Source organism: Corynebacterium pseudodiphtheriticum DSM 44287, from assembly GCF_000688415.1.
In the GTDB taxonomy this organism is placed as follows: Bacteria; Actinomycetota; Actinomycetes; order Mycobacteriales; family Mycobacteriaceae; genus Corynebacterium; species Corynebacterium pseudodiphtheriticum.
Map to the genome: position 1 here is coordinate 292,263 of NZ_JIAH01000005.1, position 25,896 is coordinate 318,158.

Here is a 25,896-nt window from a genome sequence, read left to right on the forward strand (position 1 = left end):
TAAAACCCTGTTCGCGACTGAAACCCTGTGCGCAATGGAGATTCTGTGCACAGGGTTTTTCGTGAGTGGAGGCACCGACTACGTCTGCTCGTTTCTCCGCATGCGTGCCGAAATCCCGAAGGCCAGCAAGGTGACAACAAGCGCGCCGGTAAGTACCACAACGGCCAGTGCCACCAGGCTTCGAGCTGTAACCAGGGTTTCATTACCCGGTGGACCAGCCATTACCATGCGCGGCTGCGCGACAGCAGCCTGGTCGTGCTCGGAGGGCGCACCAGCATTCTGAGCACTGTCACCACCGGCACCACCGTCATCATCGTTACCAGCAGGTTCTACACCTGGGGCGGGGTGCGTGAGCACGCGCACCGGGTCGATAAAACCATGCTGTGGGTAGCTAGCAGTAACCAAAAGCTCCCGGATTTCTGCTGCACTGGCATGCGGATAGCGTTCCCGCAGCAAAGCCACGGTTCCGGTCACCACCGGGGCCGCGAAACTCGTGCCATGCAGCCCGGATGGTTGCCCATTACGGATGATCCCGGACGCCCAGGCCTGCGATTTTGGTGATAGTCCAACAGAAACTCGGCCCGGCGCGGAAAGTGCCACGTCGTTCGGGCCGCCGGAGTTGTACGCGGCATCCCCGTCGTCCCTGGCATCCCCGCCATCTCCGTCACCTGCGCCGGTCGGGTGACCAAGCTGCGGCATGGAATATTCGGCGTGCTCGTGTGGGGTGGCGAGTGCACCGACGGTAACGACGGTTTCGTTGTTTCCTGGAAAAACGATTGAGCCGCGTTCGCACCCCTGTCCGGCATTTCCGGCGGCAGCGACGACGGGAACTTGCTGGTGTTCGGCGCGGGCGAGTGCGTCGTCAAGGGCTTGTGTGTGTAGATGCTCTGCGTGTTCCGGTGGGATGCAGGAAACCACTGAGGCGTTGATGACCTGTGCGTCATGGTCAATCGCGGTGTGGATGGCTTGGGCAAAACTGCTGAGAGTGCCGGTGAGCTCTGGTTCCTCGGCATCGGGTGCGTGCTGATGGTCTGGCGTGTTGTTCGACTGGCGGGAGCTGTAGTGCGCCGAGGATTGTCGGATGGACAAGATCTGTGCGTTCGGTGCAACGCCCGATTGTTCGGCTCCGATGATGCCCGCGACGATGGTGCCGTGCCCGTCGCAGTCGAGTAGTGGGTTGTTCTCAGCCGGGGAAACCAAATCGGCGACCGGTTCCACGTGCAACTGTTCGTGGTCGAAAACTCCGGTGTCAATAACTGCCACGCGTACCCCGGCTCCGGTGGCGAATTGGTGGGCGGTGCGGTAATCCGTGCCGACGGTGAGCGGCTGTTGGTGGTGTGTGGGCTCGGATCCTGTCTGTTCCGTGCGGCCATAATGGTCTGGCGCAGAACCGGGGGAGCTGCCAAAAGCATCCTGCCAGGGCCTCGAAAATTCAGCCTCGGCTCCCGGAGCCGCCGGAGTTGGTGCCGGAGCCACAATGGGGTCAACGCAGTCAACGGTGCGGCGGACCTCGACGTCGTCACGAGTTTGTGCCTGCGCGGTCGCGGAACCCGTGCTGCCTCCAACCGGGAAGAACATAAAACCATGTAGCCCGAGAGCACCGGCGGTGCTTGCCACTAAAAGCTGCTGTACTTTCTGCATTAACCCAACCCCCGAATCATGGCGAATACTCCGATGACCTGCAGAGCGAGTGGCAAGCATGCGGCAACGGCAAGCGATTCTGCTCGTTCCAGCCACACCATTGTGGTCGGTTCCAGGTCTTGTACTTTTGGCACCCACACCGGGCTTGCCGACGCTGCCACCATGACCACCAACGCCACGCCGATCGCGCCGGGGTGGTCTAGCCCGGCCCAAATGCTGCTGCCGATGGCAATGACTGCGGCTGCGACTACCAGCAGCAATGCCCACACCGCAGCGCCGTGGTGGTGCCGGGCGGCGTGCAAACAGACTGCACCAGCTACTGCGAGGCACAGCATCTGTGCAAAAATTTCGCCTTCCATGCCTACTGCCAATAGCGCGGGCACCACCATTGCCGCAATGCCGCTGACGATTCCTGCGTGCACATCGTGAGTTCGCTGGGCTAATGTGAGAGATTTTTCTTCGTCCGACCGCGTCCGCGCAGCAGCATGGTCAGTGGTGGACAGCTCCTGCCCGGCGGTGGGCAAGCGTGGAATAGGAATGCCGGAAAATTTGGTTGCGAGCATCGGTGCGAGTGCTAAACCGAGGACCCCGCAAGCGATGAGTGCGCCCGCAAAAGCGCTGGTAATGCTTGCCGACGGCAATGACAGCGCAGAACTAGCCAGCACGAGCAACACCGCCGCGGTTGTGAGTGCGGCAACCGTGCGCATGGGTAAAGCGCGGTAAATGATCATAAGCACCAGCAATAATGCTGCCACCGCCACGCCGGATAATAACGCCCATGCGGTATCGGCAACGGAAAGTTGTGCTATCAGATCCGCTGGTGCTCCAGCAGGCTGTAGCCCCCAGGCAACGAGAAAACCACCGGCTAGTCCGGCGGAAATAATCGAAGAGAGTGCAACTGCAGAACTGTCACCATCGACAGTCTTGTGCCGTATGCGCTGCTGCCAAGGCACGATGACCACCCCGATAAACGCAGCCACCGCAAACGCCAGCCACCACCACGCCAACCCGGCGGTCAGAAGTGCTGCCCCGGTTTGCGCGGCAAGTACCACCGCGGACAGCTGCCGACCACCACGATTGCCGTGTGCGGTGGCAGCCAGTGATTCTGCAGAATCCCGCACCACCGGCGAGCGCAATTCCGCTCGTGGGTGCACCAGGATGGTGTCGCCGTCGGCAAGCCCAATTTCTCCCACCGGCGAGCCCATATCCAGTGGTTGGCCCACCACGGTAGAGGCCTGCCATGGCTTGGAAATTCGTGGTGCCTGGCACAGCTGCGTGCAGCGCGGCAACAACTCCAGTATTGATGCGTGCCGCGGGATTGCGACATCGACCTCGCGGGAAAATTCCCCGACAACAAAACACAAAGAAACACGCAAACACTGCGTGAGAGACATAGAATTCCCCTCCCGAAATTCCCCTCCCGAATGCGGGTACGCGGTCACTGGGGGCGTACCCGCCCCTACATCACCCCCATGCTGCAATTGTGACCTACAATGTGGTCTGTGTCTAATGATCGGGGGAGAGACATAATTCGGGGAGGGGTTATGAATTCTGCGTATCCGACAACCACGGAAGCAAGTAACACAGCTGCCATTAACCAAGCAGCCAGTGATAATGCTGTTGCGGCTGCCGTGGGCACTCGGCAACCCACAATAGGCCCGCAAGAGTTTACGGTGGAGCCAATAACGCAAGCCCAGCGTGATCCGTTGCCGCCGTTACCGCAGGGCAGTCTGCGTGTCGACGCGGTTCCGGCTGCACAAAAACCACAAGCAGTGCCCATGCTGCGGATTCTGTTGCCGGTGGTGATGATCGCGGTACTGGTGCTACTGGTCGGCGTGATGTTCTTCGGTGGCGGTTCGGTCAGTGGGGTGGGCATGTCACCGATGCTGCTGATCTTTCCGCTGATGATGGTGATGTCGATGGGCATGATGTTCATGCCGCAGGGCCAGCAGGCCGACGCCGACGATACGCGGCGGACCTATCTGCGCCACTTGGATGTCATCCGGGATAAAGCAGAAAACAATGCCGATAAACAGCGTGCACACCAGTTGGCCCGCCATCCGCACCCGGAGGATCTGCACGCACGGCTGAGCACTAGACGGCTGTGGGAGCGCGCTGGCGATGACGACGATGTGTTGCAGGTGCGGCTTGGACTCGGCGAAGCGGAGCTGTGCACCCCGGTGGAAGTCAGCGAATCGGGTGCTCCGGAAGATCTGGATCCGGTGTGTGCGGTGAGCGTACGTCGTACGGTTGACCAGGTCTCGCAGGTTGCGGAGCTGCCCATCGTCGTCCAGTTGCAGGCTTTTGGCTGCATTGGGGTATCAGGTATTCGGGCGCGCGCACTGGCTCGTGCGCTGCTGGCGCAGTTGGTTGTTCACCACGGCCCGGAAACCGTTGGCATCAGTGTGGTGGACAACAGCACAGCACAGAACTGGGAATGGCTGAAGTGGCTACCACATACTCGCAGGCCAGAAGATGCGCAGTATCGAATTCTGCTGGTTGACGACGTGCCGACCACCGGAACTGAGGATTTTTTGGTCGACGATGAGTGGACCACCATTATCGACATCAACTCGCGGAGCACCACTGCGCTGGGGATCCGTGCCGAAATGGAAGGCCTATTGCTGTTTGCCGACGACGAACTGGCGGTGCAAACAGAAGCCGGCTTGGAAAATCTTGGGTTAGCCGATGGGCTTGCCGACGGTCAGCTGTATGCATTAGCGAAAGGTCTGGCGAAATATTCCCGGCCTTATGCCACAGGCAGCGCCGGAGAGACCACGCGCAATGAGATGGGCTCACTGCTCGGCATCGATGATCTGCGGCAGTTGGATAATTCCACAATGTGGCCAGAACGTGAACGCGATGACCGCCGCCTGACCGTGCCGATCGGTCTCGGGCCAGATAAGACCCCGGTGCAACTGGATTTGAAGGAATCTGCCCACGGTGGCATGGGGCCGCACGGTTTATGCATTGGCGCCACCGGGTCCGGAAAATCCGAGTTGTTGCGAACACTGGTCACAGCATTGGCTGCCACCCACAGCCCGGAAGAACTCAATTTCGTGTTGGTTGATTTCAAAGGTGGCGCGACTTTCTTGGGGTTGGACTCTTTGCCGCATACCTCTGCCGTGATCACCAACCTGGAAGATGAAGCCGTGCTGGTGGACCGCATGTTCGACGCCCTGTCCGGAGAGATGAACCGGCGGCAGGAGGTACTGCGTAAGGCCGGGAATTTCGCCAACGTCGGTGAATATAACCAGGCGCGCCGGAGTGGCCGGGATGATCTGGAGCCGTTGCCTGCTCTGGTGATCATCGTCGACGAATTTTCTGAGTTACTTGGGCAGTTCCCAGATTTCGCTGACCTGTTCGTGGCTATTGGGAGGCTGGGGCGTTCATTGCATGTGCATTTGTTGTTGGCTTCGCAGCGGTTGGAAGAAGGCCGGTTGCGGGGGCTGGATTCCCACTTGTCGTATCGCATCGGCCTAAAGACATTTTCGGCGATGGAATCACGTCAGGTGTTGGGTAGTGCTGACGCCTATCATTTGCCTGGCCAACCTGGTGCGGGGTATGTGAAAACTGATGCGGAAGAGTTGCAGCGTTTCCAGGCGGCGTATGTTTCTGGCCCGTTGGAGGTTCCGGCAACAGCTGGTTCCGGAACAACCGCCAGGTTGGGCCGTTCGGGAGCTGGTGAACTCGAGCAGGAAACTGCTGATGCGCAGGTTATTGAATTTTCTTGCTGGGCTGATATTGACCAGCCGTTGGCATCAGAACGCGATCCGATTGCTGATCCCGCAGGCGAATTGAAATCTGCCGGAGACGTGGAAGCTGCCGATGCACTGGAACCTGCCGATGCGGCAGAACCAACGAATATGGACACACTTGCCGTCGCCAGTGAGCCCGCGGGTACCACCATGGACGCCGTGGTTGATGCTGCTGTGGCCACGGCGCGCACTAGGGGCCAGGAGGCACACCAAATTTGGTTACCGCCGTTGCCGAAATCCATTGAGCTGGCCAGCGTAGCAGAACGCAGCGCACACCTTACCGCGGGCATCGGAATTATCGACCAGCCGTATCACCAGCGCCAAGATTTGTTGGAGATTGATTTCTCAGCCCACGGTGGCCACGTCGCATTGTGCGGCGGTCCGCAAATGGGTAAATCAACCGCCTTGCGCACTATGGTGGCGTCGCTAGCTGCGACCCATTCCACCGCGGAGGCACGTTTTTATGTCATCGATCTTGGTGGTGGACAACTAGAAACCTTGTCGCGGCTGCCGCACGTGGCCGGGGTCGCTGGACGTCATCAGCCAGAACGTATTCGTCGTGTCGTTGACGAAGTCTCTGGTCTGCTCAGTGATAACACCCAAGCCCACAGCACAGTGAAAACCCAGCAGCAGACTTTTCTGGTGGTCGACGGTTGGCACAATATCGGTACCTCTACCGCGGAGTTCGAGGACCTCGCTGAACCAATTACCCAAATTGCCGCCGATGGTCCGAGTGCTGGAATTCATCTACTGGTTGCGACCCCGCGGTGGAATACGCTGCGCCCGGCGATCCGCGATCTCATCGGCACACGCCTGGAGCTGAAACTCGCAGAATCCATGGATTCGCTGTGTGATCGCAAGATGCAAGACAAACTGCCGGCGCTTCCGGGGCGCGGACTGAGCGTCGACAAGAAATACTTGCTGATTGCGCAAAGCTCGAATCAAGACCTGGCACATATCGCTGCGGTCAGCGCTGAGCGTGGCGACGAGCCGGTTGCTGCGCTGCGAGTGCTGCCGGAGAAGATCGAGCGCACAGAACTTACAGCCGCTGGCACGCTTGCCGACGCCGACCCCTCCGGCACCGCTGCAGTGCCCGGCTTGCCAGTTGCGGTGGGAGGTCCGAGGCTGTCGACGTTGGCCTGGGATCCGTCGACAAGCGATCACTTCTTGTGTGTGGCTGCGCGCGGAATGGGTAAAACCACCACGCTGCGCACCGTCATGGCTGGCATTAGTGACTTAGGCCGCGAGCAGGCGCGGATGGTCGCGATTGACCACCGGCGCGCACACCTGGGAACGATCGATCAAGACATGCTGGCGGCCTATTCGCATTCCGCACCGCAGACAGAAAAAGTTCTGGCCGATGCCGTGACTACGCTGCGCCAGCGCCTGCCTTCGGCTGATATTTCCCCGGAACAACTTGCCCGTCGTGACTGGTGGGACGGCCCAGAGATCTACCTGGTTATCGATGACTATGACTTGGTTGCCGATAATGTGCTGCACCCGCTGATCGAACTGATCCCACACGCTCGGGATATTGGCATGCACTTGGTGGTTGCGCGGAAGGCTGGTGGGTTTAATCGTGCTGCCTTCGGGCCGGTGCTCAGCGCGATCCGCGATTCACAACCATGCGTCGTGGTTTTGGGCGCAGATAAAGACGACGGCCCTTTCTTCGGTATTAAACCAGCGCCGCAACCTTCCAGCGGACCACTCCCAGGGCGGGGTATTTGGCACGACGACGGTTCGACGGTCGGCACTTGTCACGTTGCCGTGCCGGGGCCTGCTTCCTCTGCAGACGGGCCTGAAATTGAGTCGCAATCTGTACCCGTGAATGGATTGGCAACCACGAATGTAAGCTCCGCTGCTGATTTAGAGGTGGAGTCATGATCCGAGCAGACTACGAGACAGAAAGTCAGCCACAGCATTCCGGGGCGCAGGTCTCGGTATATTTCTACGATGATGCCACCGTCTTCGGTATCGCGGGCACTGATGAGACTATCGTGCGCTACGACCTTCCCGCACGCGGAATTACCGAGGGATGGACGGTATCTGCCGTGTTGGAACAGACTGAGGCAATGGCTGAAGAAGAATGGCCACAAATCGATGTAGAAATTTTTGCGGCTGATGCCGAAGTTTACGACGATTTCGCCCGCGTACTCACCCAACATGGCGTGCGGGTGCTTGCCGACGACGTTGGAGCCGTTGCTGCAGAACCGGACAACGCTTCGCATGTTACGGATGCTGCGCACTCCGCCCCGATGCACAGCGACGAGGATGCTTTCGCTGCTGCCCGCGCCGGGGTGAGCCAGCGTGCTACGGAAAACCAGTCGGTGGGGTCGAATTTTGTGCAGCTGATTGCGCGTAAGCCGAAGCGTCGTCGGCACGCGAAGGCTGGTTGGCGGCCCAGCCCGTTTCAAATTTTGGTGGCTGCGGGTATAGCGGTGACTGGTTTGTCTGGGTGGTGGGTATTGGATCGCTATGGCGGTGCTGTTGGTGTCGATGAGGTAAATGCAGTGATCACTGCTGATAGTGCCGGTGGTGCTGGCTCTGCCGAGACCACTGACTCCGAGACCACTGACGTTGAGACTCCTGATGCTGAGACTACTGACGTTGAGTCGGCTGGTGTTGGCGAGAGTGCCGCTTCTCTGCGTCCTGCGGAAAGGCCCCAAATGGTGCACGAGCATTCTGGGATGCGGCTGGTCACACCACGTGGTTTTGCTATTGGTGATAGTTCACAACCCGGGGTGTTTGCTGCGACGGGGGAGGACCCGAATTTACGCATTTATGTCACTGCCGATCAGTTGCATGACGACGCCGCAGCTCAGATCAATCATGATGAGGTGTTGACTGACATCATGCAGACGGTTGTCAGCAGCCCGGACTTGCAAGAAGGGCGCCGTGAACACGAACCACGCGAACAAGTTCGTTATGTGGAAAACCCGGGTGATGGATCGCGTATTGCCTGGACTAGTTGGGTGGAAGAAAACCAGCAGTTGACCGTCGGGTGTCACAGTAGGCACACAGCAACAGCAGAACACAAGCAGGCATGTGAGCTGGTCGTCGGGAGTTTAGAACGAATTTAAAAAATTATTTGCTTGTATTGGGAACCACAGTCGGTTATACGCAGTCCAATGACAATGAGAGCGATGAGATGACGACGGCAGGATGCCGGGATCTCTTATCGTTCGGGCAAAATTTTTTTAGACTTCTAATCCGGGGAGGGGATTTTTTATGGCACAACAATTTGCCACCGAAGCAGATGTCATGGTCGCAACCGCAGGCCGTGTAGATACCGTCAACAATGAGGTGCAGTCTGAGTTAACGCGCCTGCAGGGCACAGTCGATGGGGTACGTGCTAATTGGCAGGGCGCGGCACAGGTCTCGTTTGACAACCTGATGCAGCGTTATCAACAGTCGGCAAACGAACTACAGAATGCGCTGGCCTCTATCAGCGACAATATCCGTAATAACGCGCACCACTTTGACGACATGGAAGCGCAAAACGCGCAGGCGTTCAACAACGTTGGTGGCGGAGGCCTGGCTCTCTAACGCCAGCCTGCTGCAACCATGAGTGCTATTGCGTGAGCACGTTATCAGAAACTCCGTGAGCATCACGGAAACAGAGAAAGGCGAAAATTCAATGTCACAGATCAAATACCAATTCGGTGCCATCCAGGCTGCTGCGGCAGATATCAATTCCACCTCGGCTCGTATCAATGGGCAGCTCGATGACTTGAAAGCACAGCTGCAGCCGATGGTTTCGACCTGGGAAGGCGAATCAAGCATTGCTTATCAGGAAGCGCAGGCCCGTTGGGACCAGGCAGCGGCAGAACTCAACCAGGTCTTGGCGACAATCTCGCGCACGGTGACTTCTGGCAATGACGCCATGAGTGATGTCAACCGCGCAGCTGCAGCTTCCTGGAGCTAACGGCTGGTCTAAATCCAAGTCTCTTTTCGTCTGCTGCACTCCCGTATTTGCTGCGGGAGTGTTTTTCTGTGCGGTTAGGGCTTGGATTCTCAGGGTCGTTGCACAGGTTGTTATAGCTGTGCGTTTCCAGTAGAGTTATCTAGCTGTGTGCCCTGCTGGCTCATAAGCGATTTCGTCAGAAAATGCAACAGGTGTTTTCTTGACGTAATCATTATGTGAGACGGCAACGCTACCTGCAGGTCTCCACCGGCCGCTGTGGGGTAGTGCTGAGGCATTCGATAGAAGTTGGCCGGCAGTCCAAGACAGACTTTCAAGGAGTCATTGTGTCTACATTCCACCCAAAAAGTGGTGACATTACCCGCAAGTGGTATGTCATCGACGCCACCGACGTGGTGCTGGGTAAGCTTGCTTCCACCGTCGCAGACGTCTTGCGCGGTAAGCACAAGCCACAGTTCGCACCAAACGTTGATACCGGCGATCATGTCATCATCGTTAACGCTGACAAGGTTCACATCTCCGCTAACAAGCGTGAGCGTGAGATGCGCTACCGTCACTCCGGCTACCCAGGTGGTCTGAAGACCATGACCCTTGGTCAGTCGCTGGATAACCACCCGGAGCGCACCGTCGAAGAAGCTATCCGTGGCATGATGCCGCACAACAAGCTTTCCGGTGAATCCATCAAGAAGCTCCACGTTTTCGCTGGTTCCGAGCACCCATATGGTGGCCAGAAGCCAGAAAAATTCGAATTTAAGCAGGTGGCACAGTAATGACTGATCAGAACTTTGAAGAAAACACCGTCGCTGACGCTTCCGACATTGCTGCTGCAACCGCAGCTACCGAGCAGTTCACCAACACCATTGGTGATTCCCTGGCTCCGGAGGTTTCCGACGAGGTAGAAACCGCTGCTCCAGAAATCCACGAGGGCCCAATCCAGACCGTCGGTCGCCGTAAGCGCGCCGTCGCTCGTGTACGCCTGGTGGAAGGTTCTGGCCAGATTGTTGTTAATGGTCGTAGCTTCGAGGATTACTTCCCATCTAAGCTGCACCAGCAGGACATTATGACCCCGCTGACTTTGCTCGAGCGAGAGAACCAGTTCGACATCAAGGTTACCCTTCACGGCGGTGGCCCAACCGGTCAGTCCGGTGCACTGCGTCTGGCTATTGCCCGCGCACTGAACGTTTACAACCCTGCTGAGCGTGACCAGCTGAAGAAGGCTGGCCTGCTCACCCGTGATGCTCGTGCCGTTGAGCGTAAGAAGGTTGGTCTGCACAAGGCACGTCGTGCCCCGCAGTACTCCAAGCGTTAAATTTTCTTTTACGCTTTTCTATCTCGTTGTCCGCCCGGCGCACCCTGCGGTGCACGGGCCGCGAGAAAAGCCAAGCCGTCGCTTCCAATTCGGAAGCGGCGGCTTATTTGCTATTTAGAACGCGGAGGCCAACGACGAGGGTGGAGGAGTGGGTGGTGCTATCATTTGCGGGCTACTGGTTTAAGCGTAGTAGCAAGAATAGCCTGTGGAGGGGTTTTAGCGCTGATTGCAATGTTCGGATGTGAAGAAGCGAAAAAGCGAGTTTGTCGTAATGCGAGAGGGTAAACTCTTCCATTGCATGAGCATAGAAGTTCTTTCTTCAGAAAGGCATCCGATTTCATGACTGATGGCACCCGTGCGACTGAAAAAATTACTTTTCCGAGGGTATTATACGTACTGGTTTTACTTGCTATATCCTCGCTTTTTGGTCTATTTTTATTTTTTGCTACGTATCGAAACATGTTGGCAAGCTTTTTAGTGGTTATAGCCATTCTCTTATTATGGCTGGGGTGGGAGAGACTGTCTCGTAAAAATCTTGTGTATGCACATCAAGAGGTGAATGCACAGAAAATGCCTTTGCCGAAAAGGCTTGTAACCGTTAGCTTGCCATTTCTGTTCTTCATTATCAGTCAACTTGGGCCAGAACAGAATTTATTTGCAGCGACGACGGCTGTGCTTGGAATGATAGCAGTATTTAGTATATCGCTAGTTAATAGCTAACTGAATAAGTTGTACTATTATGAATGTTTGCTGAGGATACTTGGCGAGTTTCAACGGTACCGATGTCTGGGCCTAGCGAGGGTATCTGATTTTTTGTGTGCGGGGCTTTGGTTTACAAATAGTCCGCGAATTGATCCGGGTAAGCCACGGCTAGTTGGTTAATGGATTGTTTCCACCCGGTGGCTTTCGCTCCTTCAATATAGCCGTTGCATTCGATCTCGCACTTGGCTTTCTTCGCTTGCTGGGCAGCACGCTTGTCTTCGATGTTGCAGATCATCAGCCACAGCGTCTTTAGTGCGGCAGTATCGTTCGGGAATTAACCCCGGTTACGGGTAGCTTTACGCAGTTTAAGCGTTGAGCGATTCGATCGAGTTGGTGGTGTAGAGCACTCGCAGCGCTGCTGGCGGGAACTGCAGAAACGGCCGCGAGCCGCTCCCATGCGTCGCGCCAGACTTTGACCGACTGGGGGTATTTCCGGCCAAGTTCACTGGCTTTAAAAGCATCCAGGCTGGTACGTGCGGTGTCCTCGTTAGCGGGAGACTGCTTTGCGGTCCTGGTAGGACACCCACCGATTCGCAGCCCGAATCAGGTGCACAATACAAGTCTGCACCATAGAATTCGGCCAGGTTGCCTCTACTGCTTCTGGAAGGCCTTTGAGCCCGTCGCAGCACACGATGAACACGTCGTTAACGCCACGGTTAGCCAAATCTGTGCACACTGATGCCCAGAATGCAGCATCTTCGCTGTCATCGATCCATAATCCCAGGATGTGCTTGATGCCGTCGATGTCACCACCGACCGCCATGTAGCAGGCCTTGTTGATCACGCGGTGACCATCACGGGTTTTCACTCGTAACGCGTCGAGGAAGATCACGGGGTAAAACTCATCATATTGGCGGTTTTGCCATACCTAGAATTGACGGTCTTGGTCTACGCCCCGTTGCGGTGATTGCTGCTCTGTGCGGTTTCCACCTGGGCTTTGGCCTTGCGGTCGGAATGGCTATAGCCCAAATGTGCATCCATCTCTGCCTGCAGACCAGCGTTGATCGATGCCTGCAGCAGGCCTTTGACCAGTTCGCTGGCGTCATCTGTGGACGTTGTTAGCTCGCTTATCAGGCTGGCGAGCTTGAGGGTTTTTCATGAGCTTCTTGCTGATTTCGGTGACCCTTGTCGGGTCATGGCTTTTCTTCGGTGACACGGTAGTCATTATCGGTGAAACTCCTTTTAGATCGAGCCTCACACACAAACTTCCTGACACCCTCAACAAAACTTGGGACACTTCAGTTTGTCGCACTGTAGCCAATCGCAAACGTAACTAGTCCCGCGAATCCAAGGCCTATTGCGGGCGCCATATGTCCTTGGAAGAGGTAAAACGCTGAAGTGAGGTAAAAAATCGTAGCTATGCAAAATGAGCATACGCCTATTTTTGATGGTCTTTCTACCGATGGGTGCTTAGGGTTTTGCTTCCCTGCAGAATACGCAGCACTACCAGACAATATTGCTGCACTCGCTACGACTAACAGAGGAAACCACATATTATCCACATTTCTTTAATTTACTTACCGCAGTTGCTTACCTTTTTGTTCCGGGAGCTGGAATGCAGCAACGGCAGCGATTGCGAAGCTCAGCCCGAACAACGCGAATAACAAGCCTTGCCCGCTGAGATTCAGAACAACCGGCACCAACAGCGGAGCTAGGATCGATGCTAGGCGGCCGAACCCAGCAGCGGCACCAGTTCCTGTCCCGCGCAGCGCCGTCGGGTAGAGCTCCGGCCCAATCGCGTACAGCGCGCCCCAGGCACCCAAGTTAAAGAAACTGAGTAAGCATCCTGCGATAATGATCGTCGCTTCGGTGGAGCTGAAACCATACAACCCAGCTGCCGCAGCGGAACCCGCTAAAAACGTCGCCAAGGTTGCCCGCCTGCCCCAACGTTCAATCAACCAAGCCGCTACCGCATAGCCGGGAAGCTGTGCCAAGGTGATAATCAGCGTGAATCCGAAAGATTTCACCAGGCTAAAGCCTTGTTCATGAAGCAGTGACGGAATCCAAATAAAGGCGCCATAATACGACAAGTTGATGCAGAACCAGATGATCCATAGGTTGCGGGTACGCGACCGCAAAGATGGCGACCAAATGGATTTTCCACCCCGCACCCCGGCGTTTTCTTGGACGTCGTCGGTACGCTTGGGCAAGCGCTTGGCTTGCCATTTCAGCCGTGGGGAATCCTCAAATTCCTGCACTACTTTTTCGGCTTCGCGTGTTTTCCCGCGGCTTTCCAAGTAGCGCACGGATTCTGGCAGTGCCATTCGGATCACCAGGCCATAGATGGCTGGGATGCATCCTAACGCCAGTGCCCAACGCCAACCGTTGTCGCCAGAAGCCACCACGAATGTGCCGATCACCGCAGCGAGAATCCAGCCCACGGCCCAGAAAGCTTCCAGGATCACCACCATGCGTCCGCGGATAGAACGCGGCGCGAATTCGGCCACGTAGGTCGAGGCCACAGGCAGTTCTGCACCCAGACCGAGTCCGACGATAAAACGCAAAATGATCAACACCGCCAGCGAACCAGCCAGGGCAGACGCGCCCGTCGCCAAGCCATAAAGCAACAGCGTGGCGGCAAAGACTTGCCGTCGGCCGAATTTATCCGCCAACAATCCGCCGAGCGTAGCGCCAATGGCCATGCCCACAAACCCGATGGAGCCCAACCACGATGCTTGCCCAGGCGATAGTCCCCACTGGGCGACGAGCGCGGCCATCACGAACGAGATCAGACCAACATCCATGGCATCGAGTGCCCAACCAATACCGGAGCCGCCGAGTAGTTTTCCGTGCGCACGCGTCAAAGGCAGTTGCTCAAGCCGTTGGCTTCGGGTGAGTTGTTGTGCGCTCGCCGTGGCCTTGCCAGATTTCCCATCGGAGCTGGAGGAGGAATTCATGGCTTATAGGCTACTCCAACGGTATGCCTGTACTGCGCGGGGATCTCAGGGCTAAAGCCAGCAGATAGGTCGCGATCTTGGCTAAGGGTGCATAATTGAGGGCATGACTCGTCTATTTGGAACCGATGGTGTCCGTGGTCACGCTAATGAGGTACTCACAGCTCCGCTGGCTCTGCGTTTGGGCGCAGCAGCGGCAGAAGTACTGACTTCGCAACGCGATAGGCAGGGGCGTCGCCCAACTGCCATCATTGGCCGTGACCCGCGTGTTTCCGGAGAGATGCTCGCTGCTGCGATGGCTGCAGGCATGGCTTCTCGTGGGGTGGATGTGTTGCGCGTAGGCGTACTTCCCACACCCGCGGTGGCGTTTCTTACCGACGACTACGGCGCGGATATGGGCGTGATGATTTCTGCTTCGCACAACCCGATGCCGGATAACGGCATCAAATTTTTCTCCGCTGGTGGGCGCAAGCTGCCGGATCACGTGGAAGACGAAATTGAAGCGCGCATGAATGTATTAGAGGAGTCCGGCCCTACTGGCTCTGCCATCGGGCGCGTGGTTGAGGAATCCCCGGATGCACACGAACGATACCTGACGCATTTGCAAGAAATTTGTGCGACGGATCTTAGCGGCCTGCACGTTGTCGTCGACTGTGCAAATGGCGCCGCTTCTAAGATCGCTCCTGAAGCCTATGCGGCAGCTGGGGCTCGCGTCGATGCGATTTACAACGCGCCTAATGCCTACAACATCAATGATGACTGCGGTTCTACGCACATCGAGAAGGCACAGGCAGCCGTGAAGGAATATGGTGCGGATTTGGCCTTATCGCACGACGGTGATGCGGATCGCTGCTTGGCTGTCGATGCCGAAGGCAATGTCGTCGACGGCGATCAGATCATGGCGATTTTGGCCGTTGGCATGAAAAATGACTCTGACCTTCGCCACAACACGTTGGTAGCCACGGTCATGTCGAATCTCGGACTGAGCCTGGCTATGGAGCAGCAAGGAATTGAGATGATCCAGACCAAGGTCGGCGACCGTTACGTTGTGGAGGCACTGCATGACGGTGGGTTCGCCTTGGGCGGAGAGCAATCCGGGCACATCGTTCTGCCAGAGCACTGCACGACTGGTGACGGCACTTTGACTGGTTTGCTGTTGATGTCGCAAATGGTCAAAACCGGCAAGAGCTTACAAGAACTTGCTGGGGTCATGACGGTGCTTCCGCAGGTGCTGATTAACGTTCCGGTCTCGGATAAATCTGTGATCATGGGCAACGACGACGTCCGAGCGGCTATTGCCAAGGCTGAAGAAGAGCTGGGCAACGGCGGGCGTGTGTTGTTACGGCCTTCTGGTACCGAGGAATTATTCCGGGTGATGGTGGAAGCAGAACAAGAAGAAACTGCACGGAAAGTCGCAGGTCAACTCGCGGCTGTGGTCTCTGCAGTATAAAACTTCCCCGAAAATATTTCTCCGGGAACCGCACCTCTACTTCTGCAGTCCAATATGGGCGAGAGAAAACGTTGGATGATTCTGCTCGTCTTTCTGGGTAAATAGTGCACATTACGTGCCCCCAGATTTGCAGTGGAGAAAAGGAGGTGCGGTTTTTCATGTCTAATGTCGATTTTGACTATGAGGCATTGCGTGAGGGATTCCGCCACGTAGTTCATGCTGATAATGAGCACCAGCACGCGCATGCTGCTGACCGGCCGGTTTATCCCTCTCAGGCTGCTGGTCAGGGTTTTAGCCATTATGGTGCGCGTATTGCAGCAGCACTCGAAGCTGTGCATGCGCAGGGGAGTGCACGGATCTACCGACGCCAGCAAACTGCGCAGTCGGGCATCGTAGAATGCGATAATTTCTGCGTCCGAGATGACCACAATGCAGCACCATTTAGTGCACAGCAGGTGGGACGGGTTCGATGAGCGTAGCGATTAATCGATTACTTAATGATTTTCAGCAGTGTTTGGCAGAACTTTCTGTAGTATCCGGCGGTAGTTATCAGCCACCGGTGGGAGTCGTGGATACCATGCGGGAAGCTGCTGGCAGGGTAGATGGACTGGATTCTTCGCAACTGGTAGCTCAGTCCTCGGCAGCATCTGGTGCAAAACGAGATAAGGGCGATGGATTCAGCTACGTCTTAGACATCTTGACTTCCGGTTCGGGGATGCAGCTTGCCGGAGGTGGTCTGGAAGAAAGGTTGCGCGACTTTCAGTCGGATCACGAAGAAGATGAAGTAGCGAGCAAGAAGTTTGCCGATGATGCTCAGTCCTGCGGCACTGCCGTGGACGATATCCGCGATAGTTCAGAAATTGGTTTATCAGAGATTCTGGGGTCGGTGATACCAATCATTCAGTTGGTGACCCGTTTGCTGCGCCTGCATCCGATCATGCGGATTACCGGCATGGTGGGAACGTTGGCCAGTATGGTGATCGAACCTGCGGTCTCGGCGTTCATGCGCATGATTGGTGATCGAGATGATGCTATCTGTGGCTGTTACGAAGAGTTTTTGCGTAGGTGTGAGCAGCTATGTGAAAAAGAACTCGTCGACCCACCAGCGCAGGCGTCGGAAGCATCCAGCCCGGCAATAGGCGGCAAACAAAAAACTGCAGAATCTACTTCTGTAGTGGAAAATCCAGGAGGCGCTCCGCCAATCTCAACTGCTTCGTGCGAACCTGGGACACCAAGTCATCCGAGTCACCCAGTTGGCCAAGCGGAAGGTAAGACGGCCACAGAGCAGAAACTAGGGCTGACCGGGACAAGCGGCTCCGCTGCTGAGTACTGCGAAACGTCCGGGGTTTCCGAGAAGGTCACCGATGAACGGTTACGGACAGAGTGCGTGCCAAACGCACCCGAGCCACAACCCACTCCGCTGCCAGAGCCTGAGCAGCTGGATCCCGCAGCACCACCAACGCATACGGCTAGTTCCGTGCAGTTTGGTTGCGAGGTTGCCAAGTCATGCGTCGGTGAATTGGCCCGGGCAGGTCTAGGGATGGCAGTGATGGGGGCACAGCTGGTGCAAGAAATGGCTACTGAATGTTTGGAGCAGCTTCGTTGCGAGGCCGGTCCATCCCAGTCAGAGCCCAAAGGTATAGAGCCTGACTATTCGTCAGCGCAGGAACCACAAACGGTGCAAGCTGCTGAGCCTTGTGCTCCTTCTACGTCGTGTGAAACTGAAACTGCACCAGAACCGGAACCTGAGCGTCTACCTGAACCAGAGTGCGCACCCGCACCAGAACCAGAGCCGGAACCAGATTGCCCTCCCGAGGAAAAGCCGGAACCACAACCGGAGCCTGAGCCAAAACCAGAGCCGGAACCAAAAGACGAGGTTATTGAAAAACCAATGCCGGAACACTCTGTGGACAAAAAGCAGTTCCATTCTGGTCCAGCACAGGTAGCACCGGAGACGCAGTCGAAACCAGAACCTGCACCAGAGCCGGTGCAACCAGCGCAACCTGCAACCCCAGCCCCGCAACCCGAACCCGAGACACCTGCAGAGCCCGAACACTCCGCTGCTTATGAGCCAGGTGATGGAGAAAACGAAGCTGAGAAAGCAGGCGGCAACACGCACAGAATGGGACAATGGTAATGGAATTTCAAGAATTCGCTGAAAAATTCCGGGAGCGCACAGCCAAGCGCCTGCTGGAATTTGAGAACAAGTTAGAAAAAGCCCAGCAAGATTTAGAGAAACAGGCAGAAACGCAGGCTAAAAAACCGTCTGGTCCGCAGCAGGGGCGTGGTCGGACTAGCGGCGAGTACGGTTCGCCGCAGAACCCACAGCAGGCTCAGACAAAACGAGCGAGCCCAACGGCGAATCGAATAAGCCACATGCGGGATGCGGCCGGAGCTGCTAGGCCGCGACAAGTGAAATCTGTGTTGCGTCGCGGACCTGGCTAAAGATGAGGGATTACTGGATTAGAACAGCTTGCCCAACAACCCAGAGGGTTTTTTCTCTTCTTCCAGCTCATCGCCGGTAGCGCTGCTGAATCCTTTTCCATCCGCTTCTGGATCAGAAAAATCGGAGTATTGCTTGTCGCCGTTGAGCTGGTGCAACAAAAAGCCAGTGACCAGGCCGCGCGCGGTTTCTACGGCAGAAGCTTTTCCTATGCCAATGCCTAAGAAAAACTTCCGTAGGGTGTCTTCACTAAACGTTGCTTGCTTGCCATTATCAACTGCGCGGTAGCAGACTGGGCCGTTCCAGTTCTGTGCCATCTGCGGTGGGTTACCAGCGGAGAAAATATCGGTATCTTCTGGGCCGATGATTAAGCCTGGCTTGTCAATATATTTAGCTGCGTCTTGTGAAGAAGGTGAGGTTTGCGCAGGGTACAGCGCGGCTACGCATTGCACCTTTTCATTTTCCAAGGCGGCAAGCACAGCGGCACCGCCGCCCATTCCGTGGCCGATTACACCTAACTTGTTTGGGCTGACAGTGATATTGCCCTGGCCTAGTTTCACGCCGGCAGCAATTTGTAACGAAGTTTCTAAATCAGATGCGAAATCTCGGTGATCTGGCCACATACCCATTTCGGTTTCAGGTGCGACCACTACAATGCCCCAACTAGCCAAATGCCGCAGGGTATGGCGGTAGTGTTTCAGCGAAATCCGCCAGTCATGCCCAAAAGCTACGGCAGGCAGAGAATTGCCTTCGGCTGGGGCATAAACTTTGCCGGGTAGGCCGGCATAATCTAAATCGCCGACCAGCACACGGTGCGGGCCACGCTTGGACACGTTTGCTAGCTGCTTTTTAAGACTCACACAGAACAGCCTAATGTATAGCTTCCTGTATAGCGACGATGCAGCGGTGGCGCGCCATCACGATTTTTCTGCGTAATGTAGTATCCAGCTCATGTGTGGAATCGTTGGATATGTGGGACACCCTGGCGCTGACCGTGAGTTTTATGCTCTTGACGTGGTGATGGAAGGCCTATCACGCCTGGAATACCGCGGCTATGATTCCGCTGGTGTTGCAGTTTATGCAGACGGTCAGATCGCCTGGCGTAAAAAAGCTGGCAAAGTTGCTTCCCTGGAAGCAGAATTGAAGAAGCGACCGCTGCCGGATTCCATTCTCGGCATCGGTCATACGCGCTGGGCTACCCATGGCGGCCCCAGTGACGTCAATGCGCACCCACACGTGGTGGGCAACGGCAAAGTCGCCGTCGTACACAATGGCATCGTCGAAAACTTTGCGGAAATCAAACGCGAGTTAAAAGACAAAGGCTATAACTTCGTCTCAGACACGGACACCGAGGTCGCTGGCACCTTGCTTGCCGACGTTTTCGCTACCGAGGCCAACGGAGATCTGGCAGAAGCGATGCGTCGTACCGCTAGCCGGTTTGCGGGTGCATTCACCTTGTTGGCCATGCACGTTGATCAACCTGACCGGATTGTGGCTGCCCGTCGTGACTCGCCGTTGCTGATTGGTCGTGGCGAAGGCCAGAATTTCCTGGGCTCTGATGTTTCCGGATTTATTGACTATTCCAAAGACGCTGTGATCATTGACAATGATCAGGTGGTTACTGTTACTGCCGATGACATCGAGATCACCGACTATGACGGCAACGTCGTCGAGCCGCGCGAATTCAAAGTGGAGTGGGATGCAGAATCCGCAGAAAAGGGTGGCTATGCCTCGTTCATGGACAAAGAAATCCATGACCAGCCCGCTGCGGTTCGTGATACCCTGATGGGCCGTTTCGACGAAAATGGCCAGCTCTCGTTGGATGAGGTGCGCATCGACGAGTCGATTTTGAAATCAGTCGACAAGATCATCGTGATTGCCTGCGGCACCGCAGCTTATGCCGGGCACGTTGCTCGCTACGCGATTGAACACTGGTGCCGCATTCCGACCGAGGTTGAATTGGCGCACGAGTTCCGTTATCGCGACCCGATTGTCAATGAAAAGACCCTCGTCGTTGCCCTGTCACAGTCTGGTGAAACTATGGACACGCTCATGGCTGTGCGCCACGCCCGCCAGCAAGGGGCCAAGGTTATCGCGATTTCGAATACGCGGGGATCCTCGATCCCGCGTGAATCTGACGCAGCGCTTTACACGCACGCCGGCCCGGAAATTGCGGTTGCTTCCACCAAAGCCTTCCTGGCGAAGATTGCCGCAACCTATTTGTTTGGTCTCTACCTGGCGCAGTTGCGCGGCAATATGTTCTCTGATGAGGTACATGCCGTGCTCAACGAGCTGCGCCAGATGCCGGAAAAGATTCAGCAGGTCATTGATGCTGAGGGTGATGTGAAATCTATCGCGGAGAAGATGCACGATGCGCGCACCGTGTTGTTCTTGGGCCGTCACGTCGGTTTCCCGGTTGCGCTTGAGGGTGCGTTGAAGCTGAAAGAGATCGCCTACTTGCACTCCGAAGGTTTCGCTGCAGGTGAGCTCAAACACGGGCCCATTGCCTTGGTAGAAGAAGGCCAGCCGGTTTTCGTTATTGTGCCATCACCACGTGGACGCGATGTGCTGCATTCTAAGGTTGTCTCGAACATCCAGGAGATCCGAGCCCGCGGTGCAGTAACTATTGTGATTGCCGAGGAAGGCGATACTGCCGTGGAGGATTACGCTAACCACATCATTCGCATCCCGCAGTCGCCGACACTTATGCAGCCATTGCTGGCCACCGTGCCGCTGCAGATTTTTGCCTGCGCGGTGGCTGAAGCAAAAGGTTATGACGTCGACCAGCCACGTAACTTGGCGAAGTCCGTCACCGTGGAATAGATCTGCACAGTGGAATAAGCCTGCACCGTGGAATAGATCTGGTGTGTATAAACCTGAGTTAAGCAACCCGCCGTCGCCGGAAAGAGCAAAGCCGAACGTATGAACATGCTGCGCAGTCGCATCGACTTGGATGCCATCGCCCACAATGTCCGTGTGCTTAAGCGGGCGGCAGGCGAAGCGCAGCTGATGTGCGTCGTCAAGGCTGACGCTTACGGTCACGGCATGGAGCGCGTGGTTCCGGTAATGGAAAAATCAGGCGCTGACCTTTTTGGTGTGGCCACGATCGCCGAAGCCCAACGCTTGCGTGAACTCGGTACAGAACTACCGGTCATGGCGTGGTTGTGGGATGCCGCGAGCCAGGATGCTGCACAGGTAGTTGCAGATGCTCTTGCCGACGACATCCAGTTGGCTGCGCCGTCATTAGATCACCTGGCCGTGCTCGTTAACGCTGGCATCCCTGCGACGATCACGCTGAAAGTTGAAACAGGGATGCATCGCAATGGCATTGATCCCACTGATTGGCAGCGTGCCTTCGAGATGGCGAAAAATGCCCCACACCTGGCCGTGCGCGGGTTGATGTCACATCTGGCGTGTGCGGATGAGCCGGATAATCCTGCTAATGCCGCGCAGCTTGAGCAATTCCGCGCCGCAATTAGGCAAGCACGCGCCATGGGCTTGGAGGTTCCGGTCAACCATATAGCTAATTCGGCCGCGACCGTGCAGCTTCCTGATGCTCATTTTCAACAAGTTCGCCCGGGCATTGCCTGCTATGGGTTGCAACCCGCTGCTGGTTTTGCACATGATCTACGCCCGGCGATGACTTGGGCAAGTACTGTCGTTAACGTCAAGCCCATTACCGCAGGTGAAGCCGTCTCCTATGGCTTGACTTGGCGGGCAGGAAAGACTGGGTATTTGGCGGTTATCCCTTGTGGCTACGCTGATGGTTTGCCACGCAGTATCCAGGGGCATCTTGTGGTGGGCATTTCTGGGAAGTGTTATCCGCAGGTTGGGCGAGTATGCATGGATCAGATTTTGCTGGATCTTGGCGAAAACCCCTTCGGCGTGCAACCGGGTGATGAAGCAGTGTTGTTTGGGGAAGGTGGCATGTCTGCCACGGAGTTGGCCGATGCTACGGGAACTATTAATTATGAGATCGTGACTCGCCCTGGCGGGCGCACTGTTCGGGAGTATGAAGGGGGAATCCAGCTATGAGTGCATTCTCGCTATTAGATTTTTCGCAGTCTGGCACCGTCGAGTTGCCCACCACTGATGCCACTCGTGAGTTCGGCGCATATCTCGGCTCCACGCTGGTCGCTGGTGATGTCGTTATCTTGGCCGGTGCGCTCGGCGCCGGAAAAACTACGCTCACTCAGGGCATTGCACAAGGGATGGATGTGCGTGGCAGGGTGACAAGTCCCACCTTTACTATTGCGCGCGTGCATCGGGCGCGGCGGTCAGAGGCCCCAGATTTAGTGCATGTCGACGCTTACCGTTTGCTCGGTGAATCTGCTCACCAGCCCGTGTCTTCAGCCACCGAATCACCTGTGGGGCAAGAGCTAGATGGTAGCACTGCTGCAGCTGATCCTTGGGGAGAGCTGGACGCACTAGATCTGGATACTGATTTAGAAACTTCCGTCGTGGTTGCGGAATGGGGAGCGGGGTTGGTGGAAGCTCTGACTCGTCGTTATTTATTGGTTGAGCTGGACCGCGAAACCGCAGCGGTGAGCGATCCGGATTCTGAAACGCGTATCATTACCTGGCGTTGGGTGGAAAACTAAGAAGTTGTCGCCACAATGTTGCTAAGGGGATGTTAGGCGGAAACCCCGTTTCTTGGAGCTGTTGGGCTACGCGCTATCCTTGAGACAGATTGCACGGCAAAGACCCCATGTCTGTTTTATTTTTAAGGAGCTTGTATGCCGAAAAACGGCGGAGCCATCATCGGTACCCTTGTTGCACTGTTCTGTCTGGCCTTGGCAACTATGGTTGGGGCAGCTGCATTGGCACAAGACGATTCCGCGCCGAAGGAATCGTTCGCTGGGACTCTACATAAGGTAGAACAGCAAGGTTTGTCGACCACCGGCATTTCGCCAGCCGATCTTTTCGGCGAGGAATGGGTTGCTGGAACCTTCGTATGCCCCGGTGTTACGGAGCAGGAATTGTTGGTTAGTGGTTTGAACCCGGCAGAGTTCAACCTGGTCAACGGTGAGATTGACAAGCACGATAACTACTTGCTGGTAGCGAAAGAAAACGGTGAGTACCACGTGGAGAAGATGTCCATTCACAACGTCAACCTCTGCACCATTCCGTTGCAGGGGCCATTCCAAACCCAGGCAATCATCCACGTGGAAAAAGATGAAGAAGGAACCTGGAACTTCATCGGGTAATTATGTCGTTTAGTCCTTCCACATCGTCTTCTCGGGGTACCGCGGATCACCGTGTGCTAGCCCTGGATACTTCGACGCCCACTCTGGTGACAGGCTTGGTGCGCACGCTTGCCGACGGCGGCAGTGATGCCACTGAGAACACGGTGGAAAACACCCGCGCGCACAATGAGCTGCTGATGCCAACGATTTTCCAGTTATTGGAATCCAGCGGAAGTGAATTGCACGAACTTACGGCCGTTGTGGTTGGCTGCGGGCCCGGGCCATTTAGTGGTTTGCGTGTGGGCATGGCGACGGCTTCTGGTCTCGGTCATGCTTTGCAGGTGCCGGTGTATGGTGTTTGTTCGCATGATGCGATTGCCTGGCGCGCCCAGGACGCTTCTGCTTCAGCAGAAGAGCATTTATTGGTCGCCACTGATGCGCGTCGTCGAGAGACTTACTGGGCGACCTATCGTGGTGCTCAACGTGTCACGGGACCGGAAGTCGGGCCCGCCGAAATCTTGCAGCCGGAAGTTTCCCGTGTGCTGGCTAACCCGACTATTGCTGCGCGGCTGCCGGATCGTTTGCGGGCGCTTGCTCAGCAAGAAGAGGTTCCGGCGGTTCCTAGTGCTCGTGGGCTGGTTGCGGTGGCGGATTTCGCAGTTGCCCCGCAGCCGTTGACTCCGTTGTATCTTCGGCGCCCAGATGCGAAAGAACCAGCCGCCAAACCGGTTTCTGCCGCGTTGCGTTGGGCTGAGCAGAACAATAAATGAGCAGAAACAACTGATGAGCAGAGCAACCAATGACGGATAGACAAGGTGGCGGGAACTCGGCCCGCAAGCGCCCGAGCGCACAATCCGCTGGCCCTGCGAGCCTGGCTTTGGAACAGCTGCGTCTCCGTGAATTAGGTCCGGCTGATGCGCACCGGTGCGCGCAGCTAGAACGTGAGTTGTTTGCTAATGAAGGCCCCTGGACGGAAGCTGATTTCCGCGCGGAGTTTGCCTCGGCGCATACCTTTTACTTGGGGGTGGAAGGCGTGGCGAGCCAAGAATCGGGCAAGCCTCCGGCGCGCGTTCTAGTGGGGTATGCAGGTTTGGCGCAATTGGGGCCGAGTGATGATCCAGAGTTTGAAATTCATACCATCGGAGTTGATCCACGAGCGCAGCGTCGCGGTGTGGCCCGGTTACTCATGGATAATTTTTGTTATGTTGCGGATCGCGTCTCGGCGCCGGTGTTTTTAGAGGTCCGTACTGACAACGAACCCGCGATTGGCCTGTATCGAGCCTATGGATTCGACACCCTGGGGCTTCGAAAAAACTATTATGCGGGTGGCGGTGATGCTTATACGATGCGTCGGCCAGCGAACTCAGCGGAATTGCAGCGAAAGGACGCTCCATGATTATTGCCGGAATTGAATCCTCATGTGATGAAACTGGCGTCGGCATCGTCCGCTTGCACACTGATGACGGAAGCGCTGCCAGCACCCAACCGCGCATTGAGGTTTTGGCCAATGTAGTCGCAAGTTCTATGGAACAACACGCGCGTTTTGGTGGTGTCGTCCCAGAAATTGCGTCTCGGGCGCACCTGGAAGCCCTGCCGCAGGTGATGCAACAAGCATTGGATGAAGCTGGCATCGACAAGCCCGATGCCGTGGCTGCCACCATTGGCCCGGGTTTGGCGGGTGCTTTGTTGGTTGGTGTCGCTGGTGCGAAGGCATACGCTGCGGGGTGGGGTGTTCCGTTTTATGGCGTGAACCATCTGGCCGGCCATGTTGCGGTAGCGAATTTGGAAGGCGAGCAGCTCCCGCATGCCGTCGCCCTGTTGGTTTCGGGTGGGCATACTTCTTTGTTGGAGGTTGATGCTGCGAAACAGCAGTACCGGGAACTGGGTGCCACGCTAGACGACGCTGCTGGTGAGGCTTACGATAAAGTCTCGCGGTTGCTTGGTCTGGGGTATCCGGGTGGACCATTGATTGACAAGTTGGCGCGAAAAGGCACGGTCACCGTTGATTTCCCACGGGGGTTGTCCCGGGCGGAGGATTTGCGCGGCGAGCATCGTTATGATTTCTCCTTTTCCGGTGTGAAGACTTCGGTGGCGCGGTTCGTGGAAAAAGCTGAGCGCAATGGTGAATCGATCAATGCTGAAGATTTGTGTGCTTCTTTCCAAGAAGCTGTCTGCGACGTGCTGACCAAAAAAGCTGTGCTGGCGTGTAAAGACACTGGTGCTAACACGCTATTACTTGGTGGTGGAGTGGTCGCGAACTCACGTCTGCGGGAGCTGGCGCAGCGGCGTTGTGATTCTGCAGGTATTAGCTTGCGAATTCCACGGTTTGAATACTGCACGGACAACGGTTTGATGATTGCTGCAGCGGCTGCACAGCAAATTGCGCATGGTATGCAGCCCGCAAACTGGGATATTGCCACTGATCCAGCGTTAGAATTAGGTGCATAGTAGCGCTTAGTGCCTGTGCAGTGTCATGCCGGCCGTTGCCACACTCCAGTCACACTCCGGCTGCGAAGCGAGTTCGGGCCAGC

At 56.3% G+C, this 25,896-nt stretch carries 22 protein-coding genes and 1 pseudogene; 18 read left to right on the forward strand and 5 right to left on the reverse strand.

Translation table 11 applies throughout. The features are described from left to right. Positions 1 to 78: 78 nt before the first annotated feature. Together O146_RS12085 and eccD are read right to left on the reverse strand one after the other, a co-directional pair. Positions 79 to 1,641, reverse strand: a complete 1,563-nt coding sequence (locus O146_RS12085; protein WP_051619200.1) for a S8 family serine peptidase — start codon at positions 1,639 to 1,641, stop codon at positions 79 to 81. Beyond that, positions 1,641 to 3,035: a type VII secretion integral membrane protein EccD gene (gene eccD / locus O146_RS0102050; RefSeq protein WP_027017527.1), complete on the reverse strand. Its 1,395-nt coding sequence runs from the start codon at positions 3,033 to 3,035 to the stop codon at positions 1,641 to 1,643. The genes O146_RS12085 and eccD overlap by 1 nt, the downstream gene beginning before the upstream one ends. A gap of 150 nt (positions 3,036 to 3,185) precedes the next feature. Between eccD and eccCa the strand changes: the two genes are divergently transcribed. The 7 genes from eccCa to O146_RS0102085 all read left to right on the forward strand — a co-directional run bounded on the left by eccCa (position 3,186) and on the right by O146_RS0102085 (position 11,350). Then, the gene (gene eccCa, locus O146_RS10775; protein WP_244266791.1) at positions 3,186 to 7,283 is read left to right on the forward strand and encodes a type VII secretion protein EccCa; all 4,098 of its coding nucleotides are present in this window, start codon (positions 3,186 to 3,188) and stop codon (positions 7,281 to 7,283) included. After that, positions 7,280 to 8,479 (forward strand): type VII secretion-associated protein, encoded by a 1,200-nt coding sequence (locus O146_RS0102060; RefSeq protein ID WP_027017528.1) that lies wholly within the window; start codon positions 7,280 to 7,282, stop codon positions 8,477 to 8,479. Before eccCa ends, O146_RS0102060 begins: the two co-directional genes overlap by 4 nt. A gap of 148 nt (positions 8,480 to 8,627) precedes the next feature. Then, positions 8,628 to 8,945, forward strand: a complete 318-nt coding sequence (locus O146_RS0102065) for a WXG100 family type VII secretion target (RefSeq protein WP_018121610.1) — start codon at positions 8,628 to 8,630, stop codon at positions 8,943 to 8,945. Between the two features lie 91 nt (positions 8,946 to 9,036). Beyond that, complete coding sequence (locus O146_RS0102070; RefSeq protein ID WP_018121609.1) at positions 9,037 to 9,324, forward strand: WXG100 family type VII secretion target; 288 nt, start codon at positions 9,037 to 9,039, stop codon at positions 9,322 to 9,324. Positions 9,325 to 9,647: 323 nt separating this feature from the next. Continuing rightward, positions 9,648 to 10,091: a 50S ribosomal protein L13 gene (rplM, locus tag O146_RS0102075; RefSeq protein ID WP_021351957.1), complete on the forward strand. Its 444-nt coding sequence runs from the start codon at positions 9,648 to 9,650 to the stop codon at positions 10,089 to 10,091. Beyond that, complete coding sequence (rpsI, locus tag O146_RS0102080) at positions 10,091 to 10,630, forward strand: 30S ribosomal protein S9 (protein ID WP_027017529.1); 540 nt, start codon at positions 10,091 to 10,093, stop codon at positions 10,628 to 10,630. Before rplM ends, rpsI begins: the two co-directional genes overlap by 1 nt. A 339-nt stretch (positions 10,631 to 10,969) precedes the next feature. Further along, positions 10,970 to 11,350: a hypothetical protein gene (locus O146_RS0102085; RefSeq protein WP_027017530.1), complete on the forward strand. Its 381-nt coding sequence runs from the start codon at positions 10,970 to 10,972 to the stop codon at positions 11,348 to 11,350. Positions 11,351 to 11,462: 112 nt separating this feature from the next. Here O146_RS0102085 and O146_RS12340 read toward each other — a convergent pair. Then, positions 11,463 to 12,557: pseudogene (locus O146_RS12340) on the reverse strand (IS256 family transposase). 352 nt (positions 12,558 to 12,909) lie between these two features. Continuing rightward, positions 12,910 to 14,289 carry an MFS transporter gene (locus O146_RS0102105; RefSeq protein WP_051619201.1) on the reverse strand — a complete coding sequence of 460 codons (1,380 nt, stop codon included), beginning with the start codon at positions 14,287 to 14,289 and terminating at the stop codon, positions 12,910 to 12,912. Between the two features lie 103 nt (positions 14,290 to 14,392). On the opposite strand from O146_RS0102105, the gene glmM reads away from it, so the two are divergent. From glmM to O146_RS12095, 4 genes are all read left to right on the forward strand, one after another. Then, complete coding sequence (glmM, locus tag O146_RS0102110) at positions 14,393 to 15,736, forward strand: phosphoglucosamine mutase (protein ID WP_023018986.1); 1,344 nt, start codon at positions 14,393 to 14,395, stop codon at positions 15,734 to 15,736. A gap of 158 nt (positions 15,737 to 15,894) precedes the next feature. Next, entirely contained in the window at positions 15,895 to 16,209 is a 315-nt protein-coding gene (locus O146_RS10785; RefSeq protein WP_035000469.1) for a hypothetical protein, read from the forward strand. Beyond that, on the forward strand, positions 16,206 to 17,873 hold the full coding sequence (locus O146_RS12090) for a hypothetical protein (RefSeq protein ID WP_051619202.1): 1,668 nt from the start codon (positions 16,206 to 16,208) through the stop codon (positions 17,871 to 17,873). The genes O146_RS10785 and O146_RS12090 overlap by 4 nt, the downstream gene beginning before the upstream one ends. Continuing rightward, positions 17,867 to 18,181: a translation initiation factor IF-2 gene (locus O146_RS12095; RefSeq protein ID WP_126849933.1), complete on the forward strand. Its 315-nt coding sequence runs from the start codon at positions 17,867 to 17,869 to the stop codon at positions 18,179 to 18,181. The genes O146_RS12090 and O146_RS12095 overlap by 7 nt, the downstream gene beginning before the upstream one ends. Before the next feature lie 18 nt (positions 18,182 to 18,199). On the opposite strand, the gene O146_RS0102130 is transcribed toward O146_RS12095, so the two are convergent. Next, positions 18,200 to 19,039 (reverse strand): dienelactone hydrolase family protein, encoded by an 840-nt coding sequence (locus O146_RS0102130; protein ID WP_023018989.1) that lies wholly within the window; start codon positions 19,037 to 19,039, stop codon positions 18,200 to 18,202. A gap of 91 nt (positions 19,040 to 19,130) precedes the next feature. Here O146_RS0102130 and glmS point away from each other — a divergent pair, with 91 nt between their 5' ends. From glmS to tsaD, 7 genes are all read left to right on the forward strand, one after another. Continuing rightward, complete coding sequence (gene glmS, locus O146_RS0102135) at positions 19,131 to 21,002, forward strand: glutamine--fructose-6-phosphate transaminase (isomerizing) (protein ID WP_023018990.1); 1,872 nt, start codon at positions 19,131 to 19,133, stop codon at positions 21,000 to 21,002. 99 nt (positions 21,003 to 21,101) lie between these two features. Further along, positions 21,102 to 22,214 (forward strand): alanine racemase, encoded by a 1,113-nt coding sequence (gene alr / locus O146_RS0102140; protein ID WP_027017534.1) that lies wholly within the window; start codon positions 21,102 to 21,104, stop codon positions 22,212 to 22,214. Then, positions 22,211 to 22,780, forward strand: coding sequence for a tRNA (adenosine(37)-N6)-threonylcarbamoyltransferase complex ATPase subunit type 1 TsaE (tsaE, locus tag O146_RS0102145; protein ID WP_021351943.1), 570 nt, complete (start codon positions 22,211 to 22,213; stop codon positions 22,778 to 22,780). Before alr ends, tsaE begins: the two co-directional genes overlap by 4 nt. A 135-nt stretch (positions 22,781 to 22,915) precedes the next feature. Then, complete coding sequence (locus O146_RS0102150; protein ID WP_027017535.1) at positions 22,916 to 23,386, forward strand: hypothetical protein; 471 nt, start codon at positions 22,916 to 22,918, stop codon at positions 23,384 to 23,386. 2 nt (positions 23,387 to 23,388) lie between these two features. After that, positions 23,389 to 24,135, forward strand: a complete 747-nt coding sequence (gene tsaB, locus O146_RS0102155; protein WP_023018993.1) for a tRNA (adenosine(37)-N6)-threonylcarbamoyltransferase complex dimerization subunit type 1 TsaB — start codon at positions 23,389 to 23,391, stop codon at positions 24,133 to 24,135. Positions 24,136 to 24,251: 116 nt separating this feature from the next. Further along, complete coding sequence (gene rimI, locus O146_RS0102160) at positions 24,252 to 24,761, forward strand: ribosomal protein S18-alanine N-acetyltransferase (protein WP_027017537.1); 510 nt, start codon at positions 24,252 to 24,254, stop codon at positions 24,759 to 24,761. Beyond that, on the forward strand, positions 24,758 to 25,813 hold the full coding sequence (tsaD, locus tag O146_RS0102165; protein ID WP_021351939.1) for a tRNA (adenosine(37)-N6)-threonylcarbamoyltransferase complex transferase subunit TsaD: 1,056 nt from the start codon (positions 24,758 to 24,760) through the stop codon (positions 25,811 to 25,813). The genes rimI and tsaD overlap by 4 nt, the downstream gene beginning before the upstream one ends. The last annotated feature ends 83 nt before the right edge of the window (positions 25,814 to 25,896 follow it).

Excerpts from the sequence above, each read along its gene's own strand:
- O146_RS12085 (WP_051619200.1), bottom strand. The coding sequence starts at position 1,641 with ATGCAGAAAGTACAGCAGCTTTTAGTGGCAAGCACCGCCGGTGCTCTC.
- eccD (WP_027017527.1), bottom strand. The coding sequence starts at position 3,035 with ATGTCTCTCACGCAGTGTTTGCGTGTTTCTTTGTGTTTTGTTGTCGGG.
- eccCa (WP_244266791.1), top strand. The coding sequence starts at position 3,186 with ATGAATTCTGCGTATCCGACAACCACGGAAGCAAGTAACACAGCTGCC.
- O146_RS0102060 (WP_027017528.1), top strand. The coding sequence starts at position 7,280 with ATGATCCGAGCAGACTACGAGACAGAAAGTCAGCCACAGCATTCCGGG.
- O146_RS0102065 (WP_018121610.1), top strand. The coding sequence starts at position 8,628 with ATGGCACAACAATTTGCCACCGAAGCAGATGTCATGGTCGCAACCGCA.
- O146_RS0102070 (WP_018121609.1), top strand. The coding sequence starts at position 9,037 with ATGTCACAGATCAAATACCAATTCGGTGCCATCCAGGCTGCTGCGGCA.
- rpsI (WP_027017529.1), top strand. The coding sequence starts at position 10,091 with ATGACTGATCAGAACTTTGAAGAAAACACCGTCGCTGACGCTTCCGAC.
- O146_RS0102085 (WP_027017530.1), top strand. The coding sequence starts at position 10,970 with ATGACTGATGGCACCCGTGCGACTGAAAAAATTACTTTTCCGAGGGTA.
- O146_RS0102105 (WP_051619201.1), bottom strand. The coding sequence starts at position 14,289 with ATGAATTCCTCCTCCAGCTCCGATGGGAAATCTGGCAAGGCCACGGCG.
- glmM (WP_023018986.1), top strand. The coding sequence starts at position 14,393 with ATGACTCGTCTATTTGGAACCGATGGTGTCCGTGGTCACGCTAATGAG.
- O146_RS10785 (WP_035000469.1), top strand. The coding sequence starts at position 15,895 with ATGTCTAATGTCGATTTTGACTATGAGGCATTGCGTGAGGGATTCCGC.
- O146_RS12090 (WP_051619202.1), top strand. The coding sequence starts at position 16,206 with ATGAGCGTAGCGATTAATCGATTACTTAATGATTTTCAGCAGTGTTTG.
- O146_RS12095 (WP_126849933.1), top strand. The coding sequence starts at position 17,867 with ATGGTAATGGAATTTCAAGAATTCGCTGAAAAATTCCGGGAGCGCACA.
- glmS (WP_023018990.1), top strand. The coding sequence starts at position 19,131 with ATGTGTGGAATCGTTGGATATGTGGGACACCCTGGCGCTGACCGTGAG.
- alr (WP_027017534.1), top strand. The coding sequence starts at position 21,102 with ATGAACATGCTGCGCAGTCGCATCGACTTGGATGCCATCGCCCACAAT.
- tsaE (WP_021351943.1), top strand. The coding sequence starts at position 22,211 with ATGAGTGCATTCTCGCTATTAGATTTTTCGCAGTCTGGCACCGTCGAG.
- O146_RS0102150 (WP_027017535.1), top strand. The coding sequence starts at position 22,916 with ATGCCGAAAAACGGCGGAGCCATCATCGGTACCCTTGTTGCACTGTTC.
- tsaB (WP_023018993.1), top strand. The coding sequence starts at position 23,389 with ATGTCGTTTAGTCCTTCCACATCGTCTTCTCGGGGTACCGCGGATCAC.
- tsaD (WP_021351939.1), top strand. The coding sequence starts at position 24,758 with ATGATTATTGCCGGAATTGAATCCTCATGTGATGAAACTGGCGTCGGC.